This window comes from Pseudomonas sp. FW305-70 (assembly GCF_058783925.1).
The window spans coordinates 23531-48179 of sequence record NZ_JBYSYZ010000031.1; the positions used below are offsets into that span (position 1 = coordinate 23531).

The 24649-nt window shown below is 60.3% G+C and carries 19 protein-coding genes and 1 pseudogene; 13 read left to right on the forward strand and 7 right to left on the reverse strand.

The window, feature by feature from the left end; all coding sequences use genetic code 11:
- Position 1: 1 nt before the first annotated feature.
- The 3 genes from AC3WN7_RS20630 to AC3WN7_RS20640 are packed head-to-tail and all read left to right on the forward strand — an operon-like array spanning position 2 to position 2583.
- A complete protein-coding gene (locus tag AC3WN7_RS20630) occupies positions 2 to 745 on the forward strand; it encodes a pilus assembly protein (RefSeq protein WP_102674813.1) in 744 nt (247 codons plus the stop codon).
- 57 nt (positions 746 to 802) lie between these two features.
- Positions 803 to 1297, forward strand: coding sequence for a CS1 type fimbrial major subunit (locus tag AC3WN7_RS20635; RefSeq protein ID WP_102674812.1), 495 nt, complete (start codon positions 803 to 805; stop codon positions 1295 to 1297).
- A 47-nt stretch (positions 1298 to 1344) separates the two neighbouring features.
- On the forward strand, positions 1345 to 2583 hold the full coding sequence (locus AC3WN7_RS20640) for a hypothetical protein (protein WP_102674811.1): 1239 nt from the start codon (positions 1345 to 1347) through the stop codon (positions 2581 to 2583).
- Positions 2584 to 2646: 63 nt separating this feature from the next.
- On the opposite strand, the gene AC3WN7_RS20645 is transcribed toward AC3WN7_RS20640, so the two are convergent.
- The 3 genes from AC3WN7_RS20645 to AC3WN7_RS20655 all read right to left on the reverse strand — a co-directional run bounded on the left by AC3WN7_RS20645 (position 2647) and on the right by AC3WN7_RS20655 (position 11322).
- Positions 2647 to 7299: a dermonecrotic toxin domain-containing protein gene (locus tag AC3WN7_RS20645; RefSeq protein ID WP_102674810.1), complete on the reverse strand. Its 4653-nt coding sequence runs from the start codon at positions 7297 to 7299 to the stop codon at positions 2647 to 2649.
- A 171-nt stretch (positions 7300 to 7470) separates the two neighbouring features.
- Entirely contained in the window at positions 7471 to 10593 is a 3123-nt protein-coding gene (locus tag AC3WN7_RS20650; RefSeq protein ID WP_102674809.1) for a transglycosylase domain-containing protein, read from the reverse strand.
- Between the two features lie 270 nt (positions 10594 to 10863).
- On the reverse strand, positions 10864 to 11322 hold the full coding sequence (locus tag AC3WN7_RS20655) for an REP-associated tyrosine transposase (RefSeq protein WP_095964869.1): 459 nt from the start codon (positions 11320 to 11322) through the stop codon (positions 10864 to 10866).
- A gap of 463 nt (positions 11323 to 11785) precedes the next feature.
- Here AC3WN7_RS20655 and AC3WN7_RS20660 point away from each other — a divergent pair, with 463 nt between their 5' ends.
- Positions 11786 to 13207, forward strand: coding sequence for an amino acid permease (locus AC3WN7_RS20660; protein WP_095964871.1), 1422 nt, complete (start codon positions 11786 to 11788; stop codon positions 13205 to 13207).
- A 160-nt stretch (positions 13208 to 13367) separates the two neighbouring features.
- Here the strand turns inward: AC3WN7_RS20660 and AC3WN7_RS20665 are convergent, their stop codons facing one another.
- Positions 13368 to 14492, reverse strand: a complete 1125-nt coding sequence (locus AC3WN7_RS20665; protein ID WP_095964872.1) for an OpgC family protein — start codon at positions 14490 to 14492, stop codon at positions 13368 to 13370.
- 245 nt (positions 14493 to 14737) lie between these two features.
- Between AC3WN7_RS20665 and AC3WN7_RS20670 the strand changes: the two genes are divergently transcribed.
- From AC3WN7_RS20670 to AC3WN7_RS20680, 3 genes are read left to right on the forward strand one after another with little or no spacing between them, the layout of a single operon-like run.
- On the forward strand, positions 14738 to 15112 hold the full coding sequence (locus AC3WN7_RS20670) for a GtrA family protein (RefSeq protein WP_095964873.1): 375 nt from the start codon (positions 14738 to 14740) through the stop codon (positions 15110 to 15112).
- Positions 15109 to 16050 (forward strand): glycosyltransferase family 2 protein, encoded by a 942-nt coding sequence (locus tag AC3WN7_RS20675; protein WP_095964874.1) that lies wholly within the window; start codon positions 15109 to 15111, stop codon positions 16048 to 16050. Before AC3WN7_RS20670 ends, AC3WN7_RS20675 begins: the two co-directional genes overlap by 4 nt.
- Before the next feature lies 1 nt (position 16051).
- Positions 16052 to 17560, forward strand: coding sequence for a glucosyltransferase domain-containing protein (locus AC3WN7_RS20680; RefSeq protein WP_102674808.1), 1509 nt, complete (start codon positions 16052 to 16054; stop codon positions 17558 to 17560).
- A gap of 39 nt (positions 17561 to 17599) precedes the next feature.
- Here AC3WN7_RS20680 and AC3WN7_RS20685 read toward each other — a convergent pair whose 3' ends face one another.
- Both AC3WN7_RS20685 and AC3WN7_RS20690 read right to left on the reverse strand, forming a co-directional pair.
- Positions 17600 to 19219, reverse strand: a complete 1620-nt coding sequence (locus AC3WN7_RS20685; RefSeq protein ID WP_102674807.1) for an FMN-binding glutamate synthase family protein — start codon at positions 19217 to 19219, stop codon at positions 17600 to 17602.
- A 165-nt stretch (positions 19220 to 19384) separates the two neighbouring features.
- Positions 19385 to 20185 carry a helix-turn-helix transcriptional regulator gene (locus AC3WN7_RS20690; RefSeq protein ID WP_095964877.1) on the reverse strand — a complete coding sequence of 267 codons (801 nt, stop codon included), beginning with the start codon at positions 20183 to 20185 and terminating at the stop codon, positions 19385 to 19387.
- Positions 20186 to 20309: 124 nt separating this feature from the next.
- On the opposite strand from AC3WN7_RS20690, the gene AC3WN7_RS20695 reads away from it, so the two are divergent.
- From AC3WN7_RS20695 to AC3WN7_RS20720, 6 genes and pseudogenes are all read left to right on the forward strand, one after another.
- A complete protein-coding gene (locus tag AC3WN7_RS20695; RefSeq protein ID WP_102674806.1) occupies positions 20310 to 21131 on the forward strand; it encodes a carbon-nitrogen hydrolase family protein in 822 nt (273 codons plus the stop codon).
- Between the two features lie 223 nt (positions 21132 to 21354).
- A pseudogene (locus tag AC3WN7_RS20700) lies at positions 21355 to 21633 on the forward strand (amino acid permease); the annotation flags it as partial.
- Between the two features lie 35 nt (positions 21634 to 21668).
- Complete coding sequence (locus AC3WN7_RS20705) at positions 21669 to 21800, forward strand: hypothetical protein (RefSeq protein ID WP_409077323.1); 132 nt, start codon at positions 21669 to 21671, stop codon at positions 21798 to 21800.
- A 155-nt stretch (positions 21801 to 21955) separates the two neighbouring features.
- Complete coding sequence (locus tag AC3WN7_RS20710; protein ID WP_102674805.1) at positions 21956 to 22390, forward strand: NUDIX hydrolase; 435 nt, start codon at positions 21956 to 21958, stop codon at positions 22388 to 22390.
- A gap of 23 nt (positions 22391 to 22413) precedes the next feature.
- Complete coding sequence (locus AC3WN7_RS20715) at positions 22414 to 23052, forward strand: LysE family translocator (protein WP_095964880.1); 639 nt, start codon at positions 22414 to 22416, stop codon at positions 23050 to 23052.
- A 2-nt stretch (positions 23053 to 23054) separates the two neighbouring features.
- Positions 23055 to 23552: a GNAT family N-acetyltransferase gene (locus tag AC3WN7_RS20720; RefSeq protein ID WP_102674804.1), complete on the forward strand. Its 498-nt coding sequence runs from the start codon at positions 23055 to 23057 to the stop codon at positions 23550 to 23552.
- A 119-nt stretch (positions 23553 to 23671) separates the two neighbouring features.
- Here AC3WN7_RS20720 and metR read toward each other — a convergent pair whose 3' ends face one another.
- On the reverse strand, positions 23672 to 24589 hold the full coding sequence (metR, locus tag AC3WN7_RS20725) for a transcriptional regulator MetR (protein ID WP_015093694.1): 918 nt from the start codon (positions 24587 to 24589) through the stop codon (positions 23672 to 23674).
- Positions 24590 to 24649: the final 60 nt, after the last annotated feature.

The window sequence follows — 24649 nt, forward strand, 5'->3', positions numbered from 1 at the left end:
TATGAAGCGTGTGTTTTTATTGATCGGTTTGAGCGGATTTTCCCTGGGCCTTCAAGCCGGGCCGCAAATCAACGTCGGAACGGTGTACGACTATCTGGATGGCGACAAAAGCACCTACCTCAAGCGCGTGTTCAACAGCGGTGACAGCACGGCCTTCGTCAAGGTCAACATCCTGGAAATCATCTACGACGCCGATGGCAACGCCACTGAAGTGCCGGTCAAAAGCGACCCTGGCGCGACATCGCGCGACGGGCTGATGGCCAGCCCCGCACGCCTGATCGTTCCGGCCAACGGCATGCAGGGCACGCGGCTGTTGTTCATGGGCGAGCGCGACACCGAGCGTTACTTTCGCGTGCGCTTCATCCCGGTGGTGCCGGAAAAAGAAGACGAATTCGCGGTGTCCAGCGACGAGCGCGAGGACTACAAAAAGAACCTCTCGGCCGGCGTCAACGTCATGACCGGCTTCGGCACGGTGTTCTTCGTCAGGCCGAACAACAGCCGGTACGACAGCCAGATCGAGAACGGCGCCAGCACTTATCGCATTCGCAACAACGGCAACACGTCGGTGGTGGTCGACGAATTCCGCAACTGCTCGATCAAGCAGGAAAACGAATGCGAGCCCACCACCAAACATCACATACGCGCGGGCAAAGAGTTCGCATTCGACAAGAAGCCGGGACGTGAGTACCGCTTCAACCTGGTCGAGGGCGCATCGAAAAAGGCCTTGCGAATTGCCAGCCAGTAACCACCGGCACGTGGCCGCCGTTGCCCGCCGCTTTTTTTGACGTAACAGGTACCTGAAATGATCAAGCTATCGGCCATCGCCCTGTGGACAGGCGCCGCGGCACTGATGAGTTCCCCGGTATTCGCCGCCCGAGAAGAGCACCGATTCGAGGTGTCGGTGGATATCCCAACCTTGGGTTTCTACGTGATACCGGCCGAGTCGGACTGGATTCATCGCGAGCAAGTTCTGCCGTGGAACATCCACACCCGGTCGCTGGAGGGGATGCGCAAGAACTTCGACGTCAAGCACGACACCAGCGCCATCCACGCGCGGCTCGAGAGCGAGCCCTATCTGTCCAACGGCCGCGACGAGCAGAACATCTACCTGCTCGTCAGCTTCAACGGCAAGACGTTGAGCCACGACCCGCAACCCCTTGAAGTGCTCTCGCGCGAGCAGGCTGTCGCGGGCGGGCGCTTTGCCCTGCAGATCCAGCCGAAGGTGCCCGCGGGCGGGTACAAGCCGGGCCGCTACTACGGCAACGTGAATCTGGTCTTCAGTGCGGCAGCGCCTTGAAGTCGGGTTTGCTCCAAAACGAACAGCATCACTGGAGTCGGGGAAAGATGAAGATTGCTCATTGGTTGTCGAGCGCTTGGCTGCTGGGGATGATCGCAGCACCGGTGCAGGCCGAGCAGGTGGACATCACCGCATTGTTCAAGCCGGATTCGGCGCGCCCGCATATGAACAAGTTCCTCAATACCACGCCGCTCAGTGGTTATTGCGCCAATTACCCTGGGCAATGCGAAGAACACCAGACCTTCAGTTTGCAGGTGCCGATTCAATTTGATTCACGCACCCCCATTCGCGCCAACCATGCCTCGCCTCGAGAGGGGGCGATGTTGAAAGTACCGGCGCAATGGCGAGAGCTGACGGTCGCGCACGAAACCACTGGCGAGCTGGAAACGGTTAGGGTTCGGATCGTGGGTATCGGCTCCCAGTACGTGACGGAGGATGTCATGCAATTGGTGGGGGGCGCCGAAGACTACCGGGTCGCGCACAATCTTTTATGGGGAACGAGCTGGGTGTATAGCCCGGCGCCCTGTGTTTACAGTGGTGTGGGTTGGTTTAACTCGATCGCCTACAGATTTTTCTGGAAAACACCGGCACCAGAGGTGTGCGCAAAACAGGCAAAGTTCGATATTCCCTGGCTGCGCCTGGACTACCTCGACTTTGCCTATGAACTGGAAACCCCAAATCCTTTGGGTATGTCCTCGGGGCATTACCTCGGCGCACTGACTTACACGGTCGGCCCGAACGGCGACTTCGATTTTGGTGACGTCATGCTGCCGAGCAGTTCAACGCTGACCATGAACTTCAACCTCGACGTTCAACACACGCTCAAGGTCGATATTCCGCCGGGTGGCAACAAGGTCCAACTGGTGCCGGTCGGTGGCTGGCCGAGCTGGCTGCAGGCAGGCCGCCGGCCAGTGAGCCTGTTTCGCGACCAGACCTTCAATATCTCGGCCTCATCGCGCTTCAAGATGCATATTGAATGTCAGTTCGGGGGCTTTCCCTACGAATGCATGTTGAATGATCCTGTCTCCAGGCGATCGGTCGAACTTCAGGTCAGCGTCAGTCTGCCCAATGGCCTGACGGACCTGTCCGGGCAACCGGTCAGGCGTCAGCGACTGCGAACCGGGCAAGCCCAATCGCAACAGTTTCAACCTGGTTTCTATGTCGATCGGGCACCAGGGACTCTGCATTTCGAAATTGCACAAAGCCAGATGGAATTCATGCTGCAGCCGGGCGTGGCCAGCCGCTATTCCGGCAATGTCACGGTAATCTGGGATTCGGATATCTGACGTGGTTGCGGCAAACCTGACCGCAACGAATGCCGTCAGGTTTGCCTCACGATGCAACCGCTATTACAACCCGGCCCTGCTCAACGCCGCGCGCGTCAAACGCCTGGACAGTTCTTTTTCGCCGTCCCCCAGATCGACGAGGAACCGGTCGAAGTTCGCTTCGCTTATCGGTTCATCGGCAAAGACAACCGTCTCGGGGACCGGCAGCTTGTTGGCCAGGTCTTTAAGCCTGTTGCGCAGTGCCGCTCGTTCCACATCCGTCAATTGCGTGGATTCGACCCATTCGCGCTGGGTGGATCGCAGGGTCTCCAGCAACTCGTATTTGTTCAGATACTCCCGTTTATTCGCCTCGATCTGAATCGGGTAAGTTTCACCCAGATAAGTTTCCCAGAATGCCTGCTCAAGCATTTTGTTCACCAGGCCATCACCTTCGCTCAACGCCAGAACTGTGTCGTAGGCCTGATCGATCATGGCGTCGGTGACACCGGATACTGGCCTGAACAGCATGCCTTTTGATTGCCAGGGCAGCTGCAAGCGATCCGCCAGACCCGTCTGATAGGCCAGATAGACCTCGACATCGTCCGGGTTGCCGCCACGACTGGCGACATCGGCGCGGGCGATCTCGTTGACGTGCTCCAGCCGCGCGGCACCTTGGGCCAGGGTGACCAGCTTGCGTTCCAGCTCCGCAGAGTCCGTGGAGTAGGAGTAAGCCTCGGATGCGAGCACCTGTATGCCCATGTTGTTGAACAACTGCGCCCCTGCATCGGCGCAATCGACCGGGGCGATGGCCATGGTGTAGAGCTTTTCCCGCAGTGCGGTGTCGATGTAGACGGCATCGAGCATGCGTACCACGCGTTGCATCAGTTGCCGGCGGGGTTCACCGCCGACGAGATAATCGGCAGAGTTTTTCGTTTCGTGCACCACGGTCAGGAACCGATGGGCCTGCGGGTCGTCGGTCAGTTCAAGCCAGTTTGCCGTCCGCTCCACTCCCCAGCCGGGCACATCGGTCCAGTTGTTCGGGTCGGTGGCGTGGATGACCACATTTATCAGACTGGTGGATGCCTCGAGGGGCGTCGGCGGCAAATTCACTGAGTGTCGGATTTGCTGGTATTGCAACTGATTCAGCTCCGACAGATCCGCGACATCCAGCAGGGTACGCGCGATCACCCAGGCTTTTGCCGAGCCGGGGACAACTTCGGGAATCAAGTCGAGGGGGTTTTCCCGCAGGTCCAGCAAGAAACCGCGTGGTCTGGTTTTCGCCAGCGTGCCCTCGGGCCATGTGGTCAGCCCGGTTTTGTTCAGGGCCACGACTTTCAGCCTCGGCATGCGGCTGATGTCTGGTGACAACCCCAGTGGATTACTGTCGAGCCTGAGGATTTCCAGGTAGGTCAGGTCCTTGAGTTGTTTGACGGCAGCGGCATCCAACACGATCGCGTTATCGCTCAGCTGCAGGCGTTCCAGTCGGTGCAGGGAACCGATGCTGTGTGGAAGACTGGTCAGGTCGCAACGCCGGGCGCTGAGTTCGCGAAGGTTCGGGAAGGCTTTGAGCAAGCCGTTCGCCTCGCTGGAAAACTGCGTATTGCCGAGTTTCAGAACCGTGATTTTGTCGAGGAACTTTTGCAGCTCCGGGGGGCGTTTTGACCACCAGGTTTCCAGGTTCAGGGGCAGCATCTCGGTGGAGAGATCCAGCGCGTAACTGTCCGGGTCGCTACGGTTGCCGATGTCCCTGTGCTTTCGCTCGAAGCTCTTGAGCAGGCATTCGGCGATATGTTGGCCGCCTTCATCACGAAAAGCCGTGCTGCCCGGTCCCCAGGTGGGTTCCTGCTGGTATTCCCAGCGATTGAGGATCACGCGCAGCTCATCGAGATCGTCTTCCCGCTGCTCGATGGCTTGCATCGGCTCACCTTTGGCGATCAGGGCATTGGCGAAGGCGTCGACTTCGCGGTCGCTGAAATCCTCGTGCAGGTCCAGGATTCGCTCGTGCAGGGTTTCGCCGGCGCGGCTGGTGAATGGGCCACGCACCAGCAGCAGTGTCTGATGCTCGGGCACGGCGCGGATGGGCGGTGCGGCGAGTATCGTTCGACGTTCGCCGAGAGGCTCGATCTTGACCATGGCCCACTGCCTGAGGCGTTCGGCGTCCCCCGGCTTGAAGCCCAGCGCGTTTTGCCCATTGTGCTGGGTCGCCTGCAGCAAGGCTTCGAAAAAGCCCTGCGCTGCATGGATTGGCTGATTCGACCCGTCACGCACCTCATATTTTCCCGCGTCATCATGAATCAATACCCGGACCCGTGCTGCGCTCTCGGGCCCGGCGTTGCAGCGCAGTTCACCGTCGAATGTGCCTTCCCTGATCTCGACGCGCAGCTCACCGAAGGTGTCGCTGTTGATGCGCAAGGTGCCCAGCACCAGGCGTTCCGTGTCGATGTTGATCAATGCGTCATCGAACAGACCGTGGGCGGCGCGTACTGATTGCGTCTCGAATTGCAGTTCCCGCGCCAGGCTTTTCAGGCGCAGTGGCAGGCGTTTTTTCTGCTCGATCTGTTGGCGTTCCGCGGCGCTGGCGTTGTCGAGAATGCCTTGCGCCACCGTGTCGGGCAGGTCGGGGAATTCGCTGAACAGCGCAACGCTGCCGGCGGGTAACGGGGTGCTGGTTGGCACGGGTGAACCCAGGCGTTGCAAGGTATCGGTCAGCAATGGCGGCGGTGCCGAGCTGTCCATGTGCATCCGCCGCAGTGCGGCTTCATGGGTACCGCTGATCTGGCGAATCTGTTCCAGTTGTTCATTGTTGAAACCATCGACGCTGTGACCAAGTCGCCGCATCAATGTCGAGCCTTCCCACTCGCGCGGGTTTTCCGTTTCGCAGACCCAGGCCCCGTGACCATTGTGGCGCAAGGTCGGTGCGTACGCATCGAAACGCTGTGGATGGCGGATGCGCTGTTGTCCGGTGACCGGATCGTCCAGCACTTCGAAGTGTTGATCGTTCAGGCGCAGGATGCGCCGGCCCTGATGCTGGTGAATACCCTGTCCATCAGGCCGGGCGTCCGCGGGTAAATCCACGTCGGTTCGTTGATAGGGGCTGAGGTCTGGGTTCCACAGGCGGGTCTCGCCGTTTGCCAACTGCACCGGTTTCAAGCTTTCGAAAAACGGCGAGAGTTTCGCCCTTGCGACGTTGCCGATCGCACCTCCCGCGGCGAACGCACCCAGTTGCACAACGCTTTGCAGCACGCCGATGGCTTGTTCGCCAGCCTCGGCGACGCGGCCTTCGGCCAGATCGACGAGGCCCTCGACCACCTCATCGGTCAGTTGATACGCGGTGTAGGCCAGCATCAATTCGCCCATGCCGGGCACCAGTGGCGTCACCACCAGCAACGCGGCATTGAGAATGCCCGAGAGCATTTTCTCCAGGTTGTCCCACCAGGCCCAGCGGGCCATGCGGTCGGCGTACTCGGTGGAAATCGCGATGTCCCATGCGTCGTTGAGTACCTTGTTGATTTTTTGTCGGTGGAAGTAGCCCCACAGGTCGCCGTTGAAAACAGTGTCCCGATCGTTCCTGACGCTCGACAGCTGAAATTGCAGGTTGGGGTTATCCACCGGCGTATCCCGCCAGCTCGGCAAGTTGGAACCGGCCGGGGCCGGTTGCCATTTGACCTTGCTCAATCGGGCGTTCAACCCGGCAAAAAAATGCCCGCGCTGCTGATGGGGCACGAACTGGCTGAAGAATTGTTGGTAGCTGCGAGGGGCGCTGGTATCGCGCAGTTGGCGTGTCAGTTCGGCCATGAACTCGAGCAACGACGGGTATTGCTTGAGCGGGTGCTGCGGGTCATGGGGAACATAGGCGATCACGGGCACGGTATCGGTCGCGGTGTTGGCATCAGGGGTGATCAGCACGATGCCGGTCAGGTGAATGTCCATCATCGACAGGTTGTAGCAGTCGACGGAGCGGCCCCTCCAGCGCAGGTTCTTGCGGTCATCGAGCAGTCCCTGCACCAGGTCAAAGGCATCCTGCCCGATGTCGTTTTTCATCAGCGCCATGTTCGCCGCGATGTTGAGCGCGGTCTTGTGGCTGAGGCTGACTTTGTGGCGCAGGACGTTGCTGGCCACCCGGTTATGCGGCAGCAGGAAATCTTTCAGGTGTTGTTGGTAACGGGAACCGATATCCAGCTCGCGGCACAGCGACTTGAACTGCTCGATACTCAGCTTGTGCTTGAGCTGTACCACGCTGAAATGCCCGCGTACGTCGGGGCGGGTGATGAATTCGGAGTCCTGGGTGAACACCTCCTTACTGGAAAAATTGTGCAGGGCGGCATCCAGCAGCGAGACGGTACGGCTGGTGGTTGCGCCGGTAAAGTTATGACCCCATGACGTTTGTGCTGGTGCATACAGCCGCAACCAGGTCTCTTCGACGTCATCTTCAACACCGAAACGTTCGTTCAGTGCCTGTTGCAACAAGGGTTTGGCGAAGGCGTAGACATCCTGCAGTTTGCTGAGCGCTCTATCGACATCGTTTTGCGCGTTCCAGCCGAGCTTGATCCCCTGTTTCAAACGCTCCTGTAACGCTTTTGCGGCGTCAGCCTGCCAGTCGGGAATGCTTACCCGGTCAGTTTTCAGTGCGTTGATACGGGGGAGTGAAGCCTCTGATAGCCAGGAGGGGATGGCCTTCCTGACCAGGTCGAAGTGGATGCTTTGATCCGGGTCTGAAATTCGATGTGGGTGGGGCATTGCCTGATCGTCCTTTGATCATGGATGGAGCGATCAGACTAGGCAGGCGGTAGCCCCAAAAAAAGCGCAAAAACCGGTTCGTAACGACGTCGATTGCGCCCCGAACCCGGTAAAAATCAGGAGTGAAAAATACATAGTTACAGCCACGCGGGCGTATCTGCCGATCCATGCCTAGCGGCGGGCGGTTGCCTCGGTTGCCGCCTTTGGCTGGCACATCGTGTGGGTGCCCGGTTGCAGGTATGGCGTCAGGATCGGCGCCATGCCCTTGAGCACCTGCACCGGCAACGCCGAGGTGAAGGTGAAGCTCTCCGCCGAGCGGCCCGGCACGAACGCCGTCAGTGTGCCGAAATGGTTATCGCCGATGTAGAACACGAACGTCGCCGTGCGGTTGAGCGATTTGGAGCTCAGGATCCGCCCGCCCGAACCGATGGCCTCGATGCGGTTGTCACCGGTGCCGGTCTTGCCGCCCATCGCCAGCGGGCTGCCGTCGGCCAGTTTGAAACTGCCGGACACGCGTTTGGCCGTACCGGCATCCACCACTTGCGAAAGGGCTTCGCGCATGGCCGTGGCGACTTCGGATGGCATCACCCGTTTGCCGACGTCGGGGTCATTGATCAGTTGGGTTTCATAGGGTGTGTGCGCGGCGAAATGCAGGCTGTCGATACGCAGGGTTGGCATGCGCACGCCATCGTTGAGGATGGTGCCGATCAATTCGGCCAGGGCTGCGGGACGGTCACCGGAGCTGCCGATGGCGGTGGCCAGCGACGGCACCAGGTGGTCGAACGGATAACCGACTTGCTGCCAGCGCTGGTGAATGTCGAGGAATGCCTCGATCTCCAGCATGGTGCGGATGCGACTGTCACGGGCGCCCTTGTGCCGGCTTTTGAACAGCCAGCTGTAGACCTCCTGGCGCTCGAACTGGCTGGCTTTGACGACGTCGGCCCACTTGGCGTCGGGGTGGTTGAGCAAGTAGCCCATCATCCACAGGTCCAATGGGTGAACCTTGGCGATGAAGCCCTGGTCCGGCAAGTCGTAGGCGCCGGGACCGTAGGCTTCGTAAAGCCGCACGAGACGTTCGTCAGTGAGTTTTTCCGTGAGCTTGGCACCCGTCAGGTGCGAGCGTACGAAGGCGTTGAAGCTTTCCTGGCTGGCCTGTGGCAACAGGTAGCGATGGACGGCGGCCATGCGGATCGGCGTAGGGCGCATACCGTCCAGGAAGGTTTCGAGCCGTTCCTGGGTGTCCTTGTTCCTGTACTTCTTCCAGAACTTGAGCAGGAACGAAGTGCCCTCGCGGTCGGCGAATTCGGCCAGGTATTCCTGGCGCCGCGGGTCGCGGTCGTCCTTGAGCAGTTCGGCACTGCTGTTGGGGCCGGAGTAGGTGGTGTAGCGCACCAGGTCCCGCATCAGGCGAATGAACGGCAGGTTGATCGACTCGCGCAGGGCGTCGCGCAGGGTCGGTATCCGGCCGTTGTCTTCCTTGCGGAAGTTGTTGAACACATGCAGGCCGCCCCCGGTGAAAAACGCCTCGCCGGGGCTGGCGGAATATTTGCGGTCCAGGGCTGCACCGAGCATTTTTTTCAGGTCGCGGTCCTTGTTTTCGACCAGGTAATCAACCGCCCAACGGCTCAGGCGGTCCTGATCCGGCACCTCGACTTTCTTCAGTTCCGCAACGGCCATGCCGGCGTATTTGTCGTGCAACTCGGCGATGATTTGCAGGTAGGTGGTCAGCACGCGCATTTTCGCGGTGGAACCCAGTTCCAGTTTGCTGCCTTCATTGATGTCGAAGGGCTGGTCGGTGCTGTCGGTCTGTACCCGAACCCGCGAGCCGTCCGGTGTCAGTTCGAACAAGGTGAAGCTGTAGCGCACCTGGGTGGTGCTGGTGGTGGTCAGCAGGCGTTCGCCGATCAGGCCGATTTGCGTGGCAAACTCAGGGTCGGCGAGCTTTTTCAGGTACTCGGTGGCCTCGGATTGCAACTCGCCTTGCAGGGTGCTGGTGGCGGAGAGGTCAAGGCGGTCGAGGTCATACAACGGACGATTGAGCATGCCGGCCAGGCGGCTGCGCGCCACGCTGATGCCCTTGTTGGTTTCGATCGGTTGCAGGGTCGGCTGGGTGGCCCAGTCGCGGTAGGTCACTTTGCTGGCCAGGGCGGCGGCGGCGAAATCGGCGTCGATCACATGGTTTTGCGCCAGCAGGCGAATATGGCTGTCGGTGAGGTCGGCCAGTTCATCATGGCCCTTGGTCAGGTAATGCGACGGGCGGCGCTGCGCAATCATCAACGACAGCACTTCACGCAAGGCCAGGCCTTTTTCCGCCATGGTCTTTGGATCCGTCGCGGTGCTGTTCAGTACCTTGTTGGCGCTATCGAAATCGGACCCGTACCACACACGCAAACCCTCAGCCATGCCATGCACTTCACCGTGGCCCGGTACGGCTGATAACGGCACGCTGTTTAGATAGTCGCGAACCACGTTCTGCCGCGCTTGCAGGGTTTGTGGCCCGGCCTGATAGGCGCGTACGGTGGCAGAAATCATCTGGCGAATTTTTTCCGCACCGTTGACCGTCAAACCATCGGGGGAGTGCCGGTACTTCTCCAGTTGCGTGGCCAGGGTACTGCCACCGGCGGACTGGCCGGGCATGTGCAACATCTTGGCCAGCTGGGACCACGCCGCCATGCCGAACCGCGGCCAGTCCACCGCCGGGTTGGCCAGCGGCTGCCTGGGATCGAGCAGGAAGCGGTTCTCGATGAACAGCAGGCTGTTGACCACCACCGGCGGGATCGAGGCAAAGGTTGAGTAAAGCTGTTGCGGGTAGTTGTACTGGTACAGCGGCGCTGCACGGCAATCGGTGATGGACAGCCCGGCCTGGATTTTCTCGGCATAAGGCACGAACAGACCCTTGTCGGTGTACTTCAACAGTTCCGGAGAAAAGCGGGTTTGTGCTTCAACGACGAAATTGCGCTTGATCAGGCGCGGCAGGAACTCATCCATAGAGCTGTAGCCCAGGCGCCGATCGAACGGGCCATCGCCTGGATAGCGAATCGCATCGCTGGGGCCGGGTTTGAGCTCATAGTTCAGTGACGCGGCATATTTGCTGACTTCCCGGGCCTGGAACTTGGAGGTGCGCATCTCCCTCATGGCGGCCAGCCCCACGGCAATCGCGATAATCAATAGCAATAGCCAGAACGCTCCCCATCCGTGTCTGGAACGACGGGGTTTTTCAGGTATAGGCGCTTCATCAACACTATCAGTCGGAACCACGGTTTTACTCGAATCGGTTTGCCACAAAGCGCCCATAGTCGATTGATCCATTCACGCAGATTGATCGGACTTGACTCAAGCTTAGACGGTGGTTGGCCAGGGTGAAAAAAATGTGAAGGGCAAAATGTCGGGTTATTGCCGTTTCCTGTGGCGAGGGAGCTTGCTCCCGCTGGGCTGCGAAGCGGCCCCCAGCCTGATAAATGCGATTCGTCCGGTTGATCTGGTTCTCTGGTTTTACGACTGCTGCGCAGTCGAGCGGGAGCAAGCTCCCTCGCCACAAAGAGGAGCAAACATCGGGAGCTTTATTCAGAGCCAGCACGCATCCCAGAGCGGGTAGTCGCCAATTTTGTCCACAAGCCCAGCCCTGAGTGGATTGGCAACAATGTAGCGGGCGAACGGCAGAAGATCTTCTCCATCGCGAATGGCCCGGTCGTGGTAGCCGGTTTGCCAGAAGGCTCCGCTTTCGTTCAATGCCCGGTTGATGGTGAGGGTGCTCCGGGATTTGATGGCTTGCATGAGTTGCGCCAGCGTTTGCTCCTCAAGTTGGATTAACCAGTGGAAGTGGTCCGGCATGATGACCCAAGCCATTGAATTGACCCATTTTTGATCATGGGCTTGCCTGAGTTCTTCAACCAAAAGGCGTCCAACCCGCCAGTTTGCGAATATTCGGCGGCGCTGATGTACGACTGCGGTTATCAGATAGCCCCGTCCTGGTTCTGAGTACCGTCCGAAACGCAGTCGATGAGAGTTTGGATGTGGGTGCATTCCGTTGCGTCCTTTAACTGTTGTCTAAGTACGCTAGCTCCTCGTTTTCCTGCTTGAACCTGTATTGGCTGAGTGAAATTTCCCAACTCATTGTGGAATTCGGATCCAGGTAGCGCTGTTGTGGCGAGGGAGCTTGCTCCCGCTGGGCTGCGAAGCGGCCCCACACCCTGCAACTGCAGTTACAGGTTTTGCGCCTGCTGCGCAGCCGAGCGGGAGCAAGCTCCCTCGCCACAGTAGGTGGCTGTCTGAAACACCTGAGTTAGAGCTTTCCAGGCTTTTGCAGGGGCATGACGATGCACCATTGTTGTGCAATACTCGGCGCCGCTTTTCCCACTGATCTTGCGGGTTTTTCCTACAGGACGGCGTTGCCCACGAGGCAGGGCCGGTTCGGGAAGCGATGGCTTATCGGCCTGCGCTTCGCCACTCGGTGGTCCTATCCAATAACAAGACGAGGTTGTTCCCCATGCCCGTAGGCAATCACCAGCCCCAAGGCGAGACCGCTCAGGGCGGTCCGCTCAAACGTGAACTCGGCGAGCGGCATATTCGCCTGATGGCACTCGGTGCCTGTATCGGCGTCGGCCTGTTCCTGGGCTCGGCCAAGGCCATCGAAATGGCCGGCCCGGCCATCATGCTGTCCTACATCATCGGCGGACTGGCGATCCTGGTGATCATGCGCGCCCTCGGCGAGATGGCCGTGCACAACCCGGTTGCCGGCTCGTTCAGCCGTTACGCCCAAGACTACCTGGGCCCGTTGGCGGGCTTCCTGACCGGCTGGAACTACTGGTTCCTGTGGCTGGTGACCTGCGTCGCGGAAATCACGGCCGTGGCGGTGTACATGGGTATCTGGTTTCCCGATGTACCGCGCTGGATCTGGGCGCTCGCTGCGCTGATCAGCATGGGCTCGATCAACCTGATCGCGGTCAAGGCTTTCGGTGAGTTCGAGTTCTGGTTTGCCTTGATCAAGATCGTCACCATCATTGCGATGGTGTTCGGCGGCATCGGCATCATTGCTTTCGGTTTCGGCAACGACGGCGTGGCCCTGGGGATTTCCAACCTGTGGACTCATGGCGGCTTCATGCCCAACGGCGTGCAAGGCGTGTTGATGTCCCTGCAGATGGTGATGTTCGCCTACCTGGGTGTGGAGATGATCGGCCTGACCGCCGGTGAGGCGAAGAACCCGCAAAAGACCATTCCGAACGCCATCGGCTCGGTGTTCTGGCGGATTCTGCTGTTCTACGTCGGCGCGTTGTTCGTGATCCTGTCGATCTACCCGTGGAATGAAATCGGCACCCAGGGCAGTCCGTTCGTGATGACCTTCGAGCGCCTGGGTATCAAGACCGCCGCCGGCATCATCAACTTCGTGGTGATCACGGCGGCGCTGTCGTCCTGCAACGGTGGCATCTTCAGCACCGGGCGCATGCTCTACAGCCTGGCGCAGAACGGCCAGGCCCCGGCCGGCTTTGCCAAGACCTCGAACAACGGCGTGCCGCGTCGTGCATTGCTGCTGTCGATTGGCGCGTTGCTGTTGGGCGTACTGCTGAACTATCTGGTGCCGGAAAAAGTGTTTGTCTGGGTGACGGCCATTGCCACCTTCGGCGCGATCTGGACCTGGGTGATGATCCTGCTGGCCCAGCTCAAGTTCCGCAAAGGCCTGAGCGCCAGCGAAGCGGCCGGCCTGAAATATCGCCTGTGGCTGTATCCGGTCAGTTCGTACCTGGCGCTGGCATTCCTGGTGCTGGTGGTCGGGCTGATGGCGTACTTCCCGGACACCCGCGTGGCGTTGTATGTGGGGCCAGCGTTCCTGGTGCTGCTGACGGTGCTGTTCTACGTGTTCAAGCTGCAACCGACCCATGTGTCGCAGGGGGCGGTGCGTTCGGTTTCCTGAGTCGTAACGCTGAAACTGTAGGAGCGAGCTTGCTCCGGGCGGCGTTCCGACGATGGTCGTTAACGATTACGCGTCTTTTCTGGCTAAACGCGGCGCTCTTGAGTCCATCGCGAGCAAGCTCGCTCCTACATAAGGCAGTCCAGTGACCGGGGCTTTTTCATCAGGCGGGCACAGTTTTCAGTGATTGATTCAAACGCTTGTTGAACTCAAGCCACATCGCCAGCAACGCCATCAACCCGGCACCCACCAGCGCCGTGAAGATCTGCATGGCAAACGCATCGTCGGTCAGGGCATTGACCATGTCCGCCAAGGGCGCCAGCAGAACGCCCAGGCAGAAAATCTCCAGCGAGAAACGGCCCATGCGGCAGCTTTGCTGCGCCAGCCAGTTTTGCGTCCATCCGCTGTCGGGAACCAGTTTCGCCGTGACGTAGGCCAGTGCGAGGAAGTGCAGCAGGCGCACGGGGGACAGGTTGGTCTTGCTGATGGGGTAGAGGAAGTTTTGCAGGCTCGCCGGCACCACGGCATCGTGCAGGTCCGGCCAACGCCACAGGACGGTCAACACCCCCGCGACCACGACATACAGCGCCGCACTCACAAACAAGGGCTGGCGTACCAATGGGCGGGTTTCGGGCAGGCGTGGGCGCTGGCTGTGAATCGCAGCGGCGCCGCCGAGCACGAACAGCAGCTGCCAGGCGACCGGGTTGAAATACCACACGCCGTCCTTGATGGCCGCCAGGTTCCAGCCCGCCAGTGGCACCATCAGGTACAGCGCCACCGACATCGCGACCACCACCCAGGCCTTGCGCACCAGTATCGGCAGCACCAGGGGCAGTCCGGCCAGCAGCACGATGTACAGCGGCAACGGGTCCATCAGGTTCGGCTTGAAGCGCAACAGCAGTTCATCGATCAGGGCCTGCTGTGGGTTGCTGATGAAATGATGCATGCCCATTTCCTCCACCAGATCCCGTGTTTCCACGTGACTGTTGGCGAAAAACACAATGCCCATCAGCATCGCCAGCAGGAAGATATGCACCACGTAGAGCACCCACGCCCGGCGCAGGATCTTCACGCAGGCGATCAGAAAGCCTTCGCGCGCCAGGACTTTGCCGTACGCCAGCACCGCCGCAAAACCTGCCAGAAACACGAAAACCTCGGCCGCATCGCTGAAACCGAAGTTACGCAGGGTGATTTGCCCCAAAGGGTTGTGGGGCACGTGATCCCAAAAGATGAAGATCAGTGCCAGGCCACGAAAAAAGTCGATCCGGTGATCGCGCGCTAACGTCATGACAGCAGGCTCGTATCAGCGAGTGAAAATGGGATTGGCTGCGGGCGCAAACGGCCGCGCGCCAAGTCGGCGGCGCGCAGGGTGGCGTGATTCGCAGTGAATTGCAAAACCGGGATATTACCGGATGTCTCGGGCGTTGCTCCAAGGCTCAACCGCTGGTCTGAAAGGTCTGTCAATCTGCGATTTCTGACAGCAGACAGGCTCAAATACTAATAAGTGCAACGTTCTTGAAACGGGAGCCTCACATGAGACTGTTGTGGAAAGGGCTGTCCAGCTACACGGTGATCGGGGTCGCCAACACCCTGATTCACTGGCAGGTCTTTTTTCTACTGAGCGTGGCGGCCGGCCTCAGTCAGGCACTCAGCAACCTGGCAGCCTTCTGCGTGGCTGCGTCATTTTCCTTCTACATGAACGCGCAATTTACCTTCGCCGCCAGTGCCACGATCGGCGGTTATCTGCTGTTTCTTCTGGGCATGGGGACACTGAGCCTGGGCATCGGTCACCTGGGTGATGTGTGGCGCCTGCATGGCCTGCTCACCGTCGTGCTGTTTTCGGCGTTGAGCCTGGTGTTTGGTTTCCTGTATTCCAAATACGTGGTGTTTCGCGAGCGTGATCAATGAAAATCTCGCTCATCGTCCCGGTATTCAACGAGGAGCAGTCGATCAACCTGTTTTACCAGGCGGTGCGTCGCGAGTTGAAACTGGGCGATGCCGAGGTTGAAATCGTCTTCATCAACGACGGCAGCTCCGACCGCACAGCCGAGCAGGTGACGGCGCTGGCCGAAGCCGATGAGCAGGTGCTGCTGATCAATTTCTCGCGCAACTTCGGCAAGGAACCGGCCCTGTTTGCCGGCCTGGAGCATGCCAGCGGCGATGCCGTGATTCCCATGGATGTCGACCTGCAGGACCCGATCAGCGTCATCCCGCTGTTGGTCGAGCAATGGCAGAAGGGGGCCGATGTGGTGCTCGCCAAGCGCCGCAATCGTGACGTCGACGGCTACCTCAGGCGGCACAGCGCGTCGATTTTCTACCACGTGCTCAATCGCATCGCCTACACCCGGATCGAGGAAAACGTCGGGGATTTCCGGTTGATGGATCGCAAGGTGGTCGACGTGATCCGTTCCCTGCCCGAGCATCAGTTGTTCATGAAAGGTGTGTTGTCGTGGGCTGGCTTCAACACTGTGGTGGTGGAGTACGAGCGGGCCGGGCGGGTGGCGGGGAGCAGCAAGTTCAATGGCTGGAAGCTGTGGAACCTGGCACTGGAAGGCGTGACCTCGTTCAGCACGGTGCCGCTGCGCTTGTGGACCTATGTGGGTGGCGGCATCTCGATGTTCGCGGTGTTTTACGCGGTGTACATGGTGCTGGACAAGATTTTCTTCGGCAACAGCGTCCCCGGGTATCCGTCGTTGATGACCGCGATCCTGTTTCTCGGCGGTGTGCAACTGATCGGCATCGGCATCCTCGGCGAGTACATCGGTCGCATCTACATCGAGGCCAAGCACCGTCCGCGTTATGTGATCAAGGACATCGTCGGCGGCAAAGACCGGGGCGGGCACTAGCATGGGCCGGTTCAGCGACTTTTTTGTTCGCGAGCTCAGCCGGCATCAGGTCTGGCGGTTTTTTCTGCTTGCCACCCTGGTGTACGTCCTGCCGTTGATCCTCGCGGATTATCCCTACATCGATGACAACTGGCGCTCGCTGGCGGCGGGCATGGCCTGGTCCGAACAGGGCCGACTCTTCGCCCAGCTGTTCTACAACGCGCTGACCTTCAGCCATGCCGCGCCGAACATCTTTCCCTTGCCCTTGCTGATCGCCACGCTGGCCATGACGGCCGCGCTGACGAGTCTGACCTTCCATTATTTTCGCCAGCCGACCATTGCTTGCTGCCTGGTGCTGTTGCCGCTCTGGTACAACCCGTTCTTCCTGCAGAACCTGTCCTATCAATACGACGGTCCCACCACGACCCTGAGCCTGGTGGCGGTGATCTACGCGATCACCTTTCGTCACCCGTGGCGCAGCGTGCAATGGCTGGTGCCCTCGTTTCTGATTGCACTGGCGCTGGGGTTGTATCAGATCAGTCTGAATGTGTTCCTGGGCCTGTGTTGCCTGGAGTTGCTCAGGGCCGCCAACGATAAAACCGTCCCGGTGCCATGGCGCGACCTGCTGGGCTGGAAAGCCGCCCAGGTCATCCTCGGCGGGTTGATCTACAGCGCCAGCGCTTATCCGTTCATGGACTCCAATCGCACATTGCTGCTGGACTGGACGGCGCATCCTTTATTGCAGATCCAGATCAATATGGCCCGGGTCCTGGAAAAAGTCGTGCTGCTGTTCCATGGCGGATGGCTCTGGGTGTTCGGCGGGTTGCTGTTGCTCGCGATAGCCGGGGCGGTGCGGTTGGGACTGAACGTAGCGGCGCGTCAGGACGACGGGCCGAAGAAACTGTTGATCGGTTTGATGTGCTTGCTGACAGTGCCGGTGGTGACACTGTTGGTGTCCGGTGTCGCGCTGTTTTTCCGCGACTTCAACGAGGGCGCCCGCACTTTGATGGGCTTCGCCGTGCTGCTGGTGTTGCTGTGCTATTTGAGCCATCTGGCGCTGGCGTCGATTCATGAGCGACTGCCACTGTTGTTGATCATTGCGCTGCTGGCGATGCTGTCGTTGTCGTTCGCCTATGGCCGGGTACTGACGCTGCAGAAAACCTTTGCGTCCACGGCACTGGCCAGCCTTGCGTACGACATCGCCAGCCATCAGTCGCTGCGCGAGGCCAGGCGGATCTACCTCTCGGTGACTTACTCCGACTATTGGTTGGTGGCGGCGGCAGGCACGTTCAAGCAGATGCCGGTGCTGCACTACCTGCTCAATACCGATTTTTACATGCTGGCCGAGAATCTGCCGAAAGCGGGCATCACCAATGTGGTGGCGGAGCGCGAGCGCCGCAACGCGACGCGGGTTGGCTATCAGGGCTATCCGCCGTTGGTGGACAGGCAGTTCTACCGGATTTACCTGATTGGCGATTACGGTTTTATCGTGATGAAGGAGCCGGCCCCGAGCAAATCGCTGCGTTGGTGACGGGCGAAGATCAAAAGATCGCAGCTCCTACAGGGTGGCTCAGGCGGCGGCTACATCGTTGGGCTCGAAACTGTCGGCCCGGGCCATCTGCCACATCCGCGAGTAGAACTCGCCGTTCACTTCGCCGGTCAGCAATTCCCCCGGCTTGAGGAACACGTGCAGCTGCGAGAACAGCTTGATCTCGGTCGCCGACATGCGTCGCACCAGATGCTTGGCCGACAACTGCGACGGATGTTCGAGGCCGGCGGCGGCGAGCATTTCCGCCAGGGCCTTGAGGGTGTTGCGGTGGAAGTTGAATACGCGCTGGGCCTTGTCCGGCACCACCAGCGCGCGTTGGCGCAGGGTGTCCTGGGTGGCGACGCCGGTCGGGCATTTGTTGGTGTGGCAGCTCTGCGACTGGATGCAACCGATGGCGAACATGAAGCCGCGCGCCGAGTTGGCCCAGTCGGCACCGATGGCCAGCACGCTGGCGATGTCGAAGGCGCTGACGATCTTGCCGCTGGCGCCGAGCTTGATCTTGTCCCGCAGGTTCAGGCCCACCAGGGTGTTGTGCACGAACAGCAAGCCCTCGCGCATCGGCACGCCGATGTGGTCGGTGAACTCCACGGGCGCGGCGCCGGTGCCGCCTTCCTTGCCATCGACCACGATGAAGTCCGGGAGGATGCCCGTCTCCAGCATGGCCTTGGCAATGCCCATGAACTCCCACGGATGGCCAAGGCAGAACTTGAAGCCCACCGGTTTACCGCCGGACAACTCACGCAGTTGTGCGATGAAATGCATCATTTCGATCGGCGTCGAAAACGCCGTGTGGCGCGAGGGTGACACGCAATCTTCGCCCATGAGGATGCCGCGGGTTTCGGCGATTTCTTTGGTGACCTTGTGCTTGGGCAGGATGCCGCCGTGGCCGGGCTTGGCGCCCTGGCTCATCTTGATTTCGATCATCCGCACCTGTGGCGTGCGGGCTTGCGCGGCGAAGCGTTCCGGGTCGAAGCGACCGTCGCTGGTGCGGCAGCCGAAGTAACCGCTGCCCAGCTCCCAGGTCAGGTCACCGCCGTGTTCCCGGTGATAGGGGCTGATGCTGCCCTCGCCGGTGTCATGGGCGAAATTGCCCAGCCTGGCACCCTGGTTCAACGCGCGGATGGCGTTGGCGCTGAGAGAGCCGAAACTCATGGCTGAAATGTTGAACACCGACGCCGAATACGGCTGGGTGCACTGCGGGCCGCCGACGGTGACACGAAAACTGCTCGGGTCGCTCAACGGCGCCGGGCGCATGGAATGGCCGATGAACTCGAAACCCGACTGATACACATCGATCAGGGTGCCGAAGGGTTTGTCGGCGGTTTCGTTCTTGGCCCGGGAATAAACCAGCGAGCGCTGGGCTCGGGAGAAGGGCAGGGCTTCACTGTCGGATTCGAGCAGGTACTGGCGGATTTCCGGGCGGATGCCTTCGACCAGATAACGGATATTGCCCAGGATCGGGTAGTTGCGGCGCACCGCGTGAGGGCTTTGCAGCAGATCGAACAGGCCGATCAGGCTGAGGACGCCGGTGACGGCGGTGATCGGCCAGAGCCAGTCATAGTCAAGAAAGGGCAGGCTGGCGAGGGTGAATATCACGCAGACGGCAAAGAAGGCGTAGCGGCTCAGGAGTGACAGGCTCATACGGTTTCCTTGGGTTCGGACTCAATGAATTTGGCTAAACACAAAACACTGTGGGAGTGGGCTTGCCCGCGAAGACGGTGTGTCAGCCACTATCAATGTTGAATGTAATGGCCTCTTCGCGGGCAAGCCCGCTCCCACAGAAAGGCAAAGCGTTCCACAGGCCATTCAGGCATTTTGTGCCTGGAGAAAAATCGAAAACAGCTCGGACTGGGATTTGATCCCCAGTTTGCTGTACATGTGTTTCTTGTGGACTTTCACGGTTTCGACAGAAATTTCCAGCTTACGGGCGATTTCTTTGCTGGAGCAACCGCTGAGCATCAGGCGCCCGACATCCAGCTCCCGGGCGGTCAACTGCGCGCCTTTGAGCTGCAGTACCGACGCCTCCAGTTGCACCCGCCAGTCGGCTTGCGGCGGTGCGGGAGCGAGGGCCACCACTTCGTTGATTTCATAGGGTAGACGCTGGCGCAACAGGCCGAGCACCCACGGCTGGATCAACGACAACAAGGCGATCTGCTGGCCGCTGAAACGCTGCGTGCTGCCCAGGGACAGGCACAGCGTGCGGTCGCCTTCGAGCTGACAATTGAACTGGATTTCGTCGGCCACCACATTCAGACGAAAGTAGCGCTGGTAATACTCTGTCAGCTCGAAGTGCTCCGGGGCCACTTCCGACAGACGATACAGCCCGGTGCGCGACTGCTCGCGGCAGGCGATGTAGAAGGGGTCGAGCAGGTACAGGCCGCGCAGGTAGTCCTGGAATAACTGGTCAGGGCTGCCGTCCTCGCCTGGGCATTCGGCGAACACCTGCGGGCGCTGATCGGCGCTGAAAAGCAGGGCCACCCAACTGTCGAAGGGCACGTACTGATCCAGCAAACGCACCAGTTGGGTCCAGAAATTGGGTTTGTCCAGGGCGTCGATCAGTTGCCCCACCGAGCGGTGCCAGGCGATGTCGTCCAACGAGAGTGTCATGCATCTACCCCTATCGTGTTACCCCAGCGGCGTAATTCCCCGCCCGGTTGCTTGCTGCGCATACTGGCGCACAGACACCGACCGGGCAATCTTTCTGCCGCCCGGGCCACAACAAGGAATACCCATGAAGGTCGAACTCGCCCAATTGGCAGGCCGTGACAACGACACGGCCTGCAACCTCGAACGCACCCTGGCGGCCATCGCCGCGTGTGCAGCCGACACGCTGCTGATCATGTTCCCTGAAGGTCATTTGATGGGCTTCCCTTCGGCGGAGTCCGTGGCTGATGTCGCCGAACCAGTGGACGGTCCGTCCGTCAGTGCGGTGCTCGACGCCGCCCGCCAGCGCAAAATCGCCGTGGCCATCGGCATGGCCGAAATCGACAACGGCCGCTTCTACAACACCACGCTGCTGATCACCCCTGAAGGCATCGCGCTGAAATACCGCAAGACGCACTTGTGGGCCTCGGATCGCGGTGTGTACGAGGCGGGTGATCGCTACGCCACTTGCCTGTGGAACGGCGTGCGCGTGGGCCTGCTGATTTGCTACGACATCGAATTCCCTGAGAGCGCCCGCGCCTTGGCGCAACTGGGCGCCGAGCTGTTGATCGTCACCAACGGCAACATGGACCCCTATGGCCCGACCCACCGCACCGCCATCATGGCCCGCGCCCAGGAAAACCAGGCGTTTGCGCTGATGGTCAACCGGGTGGAAGAGGGGGATGGCGGTTTGTTGTTTGCCGGTGGCAGTGCGCTGGTCGATCCGCTGGGCACGCTGCTGTTCGAGGCCGGACGCGAGGAAGGGCAGTTTGCCGTTGAACTGGACCTGAGCCAGTTGACGGCGGCGCGTCAGGATTATCGGTATCTGGATGATCAGCGGCTGAAGTTGCCGGGGGAGGTGGTCGAGCATGTATCTGGATTGCTGGAGCTGCTGATTCCCAAGGGCTGATCCAGATTCTGTGTGGCTGGCGCTGGCCCCTTCGCGAGCAAGCCCGCTCCCACATTTGATCTCGGGCATTCACAAAACCAATGTGGGAGCGGGCTTGCTCGCGAAGAGGCCCTCCAAACGACATACCTGCTTGATCATTCACCGAAGAACAACAACGCAACACCCGTAATTTGCGCCGAACTCGGCTCTGCCATAAATCCAATAAAATTCGGAGTGGCCGCTCATGGCTCGTTTGCAACGCACCCTGTCACTGGGGGTGGTGGTGCTTTTTGGCATCGCCTGCATGACGCCGATCATTGTGATCGGCACCTTTGGCATCCTCGCTCAATCTACCGTCGGCATGGTACCGGCCGCGTACCTCGCGGCGTTGGTGGCGATGTTCTTCACCGCAATGAGCTACGGCCGCATGGCCTCGGCCTTCCCGGTGGCCGGCTCGGCCTATAGCTATGTGCGCAAGGCCATTAGCCCGAAACTCGGGTTCATCGCCGGTTGGGCCGTGCTTTCCCGTTCATCGGCCTGGCAGCGGATTTGTGGTTGATGGTCAGCCTCGATCACCTGGCGGTTTATCTGGGGTTGAGCTGGCTGGCGATTGGCGTGGTGTACCTGGCGGTCTTGACCGGCGGTTTCCGTCGGCAGCCGCCGGAGATGGATTTCCAGGAAGCCACGTAAAGGAAACTGTAGGAGCGAGCTTGCTCGCGATAAACCTGAGGGCGCCGATGGGCAACTGGTTCTACGCGTTTTCGTTCACGACCATCGCGAGCAAGCTCGCTCCTACAGGGCGGACATGTGATCCTTAGCGCTTTTGAGTCAAAGGCCTTTTGTTTATGACGACGTTTTCCATACCTGCCTCCCGGACCATCCGCATCGCCGCAGCCCTGCTGATCGGTCCTGACGGCCGCACGTTGCTGGTGCGCAAGCGCGGTACCACGGCGTTCATGCAGCCCGGTGGCAAGATCGAACCCCATGAATTGCCGGTTCATGCGCTGGCCCGGGAGTTGGAGGAAGAATTGGGTCTGGACATCGACCCGGCGCAGGCCGTTTACCTCGGTCACTTTTCGGCACCGGCGGCCAATGAGCCGGGTTTTGTCGTACACGCCGAGCTGTTTCAGCTGAGGATTGATTCAGACGTCACCCCGGCGGCGGAGATCGAAGAGGTGATCTGGATTGACCCGGTGACCGACGGCGGTGTCTGTCTGGCGCCATTGACAAGGGACCTGATCCTGCCGTTTTATCGTGCATCGCTGACTGCGATCGCCTGACCATCACGCAAAGGACCTTGCCCATGATCCCGCTTCAAGACCTGCTGATTTTTGCTGCTGCCGCGTTGCTGATGGTACTGACCCCGGGGCCGAACATGATCTACCTGATCTCCCGTTCGATCTGCCAGGGGCGCAAGGCCGGGGTGATCTCCTTGCTCGGCGTGGTCGCGGGTTTTTTCGTGCACCTGTTTGCTGCGGCCGCCGGTCTGACTGCGGTGTTCCTGGCAGTACCGATGGCCTATGAGGTGTTGAAGTGGGCCGGTGCGTTGTACCTGTTGTGGCTGGCCTGGCAGGCGGTCAAACCCGGTGCGCGCTCGCCGTTCGAGGCGCAGCAGTTGCCCCCGGATTCGTCGCGCAAGCTGATCACGATGGGCTTTCTGACCAGTGCCCTGAACCCGAAAATCGCGGTGTTCTATCTGTCGGTGTTTCCGCAGTTCATTACGCCGGAGCATGGCTCAGTGTTCAGCCAGAGCATCATCCTGGGCCTGACCCAGATCAGCGTCAGTTTCAGCGTCAACCTGCTGATCGCCATGTTTGCCGCGGGTATTGCCTCGTGGTTCGTCAACAATCCGACCTGGCTGGCGATGCAGCGCTATTTCATGGGCTTCGTGTTGTCGGCACTGGCGCTGCGGCTGATGCTTGAGCAAAAACGGATGGCCTGAGCATGTGGATCGAGCGACTGGATGCCAGCCATGCCCTGGACTATCGGGCGCTGATGCTCGAGGCTTTCGATCTGCATCCGCAGGCCTTTACCTCGAGTGTGCGTGAGCGGGCGGCGATGCCGCTGGGCTGGTGGGAGTCGCGCCTGACGGGCAAGCTGGACGTGGTGCTCGGGGCATTCGAGGACGGCCGGTTGGCCGGCATTGTCGGCCTCGCGTTCGAGCCTCGGGAAAAGGCCCGGCACAAGGTGACGCTGTTTGGCATGTACGTCTCGCCAACGGTTCGCCAGCGCGGGCTCGGCTATCAACTGGTTCAGGCGGCATTGGCCGAGGCGCAGCACCATGCGGGTTTGCGCCTGATCCAGTTGACCGTCACCGCCGGCAACGATGCCGCGTTCAATCTCTACCGGCGCTGCGGTTTCGTCCAGTTCGGCCTGGAACCGATGGCCGTGCGGGTTGGGGAGGATTACTTCGACAAAATCCACATGTGGCGCGAGCTCTGAAGTCACCGCAGATCCCCTGTGGGAGCGGGCTTGCTCGCGAAAGCGGTGTGTCAGGCAACATCAATCTTGAATGTTATGCCGCTTTCGCGAGCAAGCCCGCTCCCACATTTGATCGCATTTCAGCGAACCGCACTAACGCCGTCCAGCGTCGAAAACGACGTGTCCTTGGCCGTCAGCAAGAAGTCGCGCATGTACGGTGCATCGAGCATGTCGGCGCGGATCGCCGCATACAGCGTGGCGAACAAGCCCTTCTCACCCAGCCGCTTGGCTTTCACATAACCCCGCGAACTGTATTCATGCAGCGCCCAATGGGGCATGCCGCACACGCCACGACCGCTGGCCACCAGCTGCATCATCATCACCGTCAGTTCCGAGGTGCGGACCTGAGCCGGTTCGATGTCGGCGGGTTCGAGGAAGCGGGTGAAGATGTCCAGCCGGTCCCGTTCCACGGGGTAGGTGATCAGGGTTTCCGGGAGCAAGTCTTCGGGGACGATATAGGCTTTGCCCGCCAGGCGGTGCTGGTTGGCCACCGCGAGCATCGCTTCATAAGTGAACAGCGGTACATAGGTGATCCCGGCCAGATCCAGCGGATCGGAGGTCACCACCAGGTCCAGGTCACCACGGGCCAGGGCCGGCAGCGGAGCGAAGGAGAAGCCCGAGGCCAGGTCCAGCTCGACTTCCGGCCAGGCATCGCGGAACTGGTCGATGGTTGGCATCAGCCACTGGAAGCAACTGTGGCATTCAATGGCCATGTGCAGGCGCCCGGCGGTGCCCCCGGCCAGGCGACTGATGTCGCGTTCGGCGGCGCGCAGCAATGGCAAGGTGGCGTCGGCCAATTGCAGCAGGCGCAAACCGGCGCTGGTGAAGCGCACCGGTTTGGTCTTGCGCACGAACAACGGCATGCCCATGCGCTCTTCCAGCTCCTTGAACTGGTGAGACAGGGCCGACTGGGTCAGGTGCAGGCGATCGGCCGCATCCACCAGGCTATCGGCTTCGCGCAAGGCGTGCAGGGTCTTGAGGTGACGGATTTCAAGCACCGGAGGCTCCATGAGTAAAACTTGTAGATAAGCCGAAAAGGTTGAGTTTGTCTCATGTTG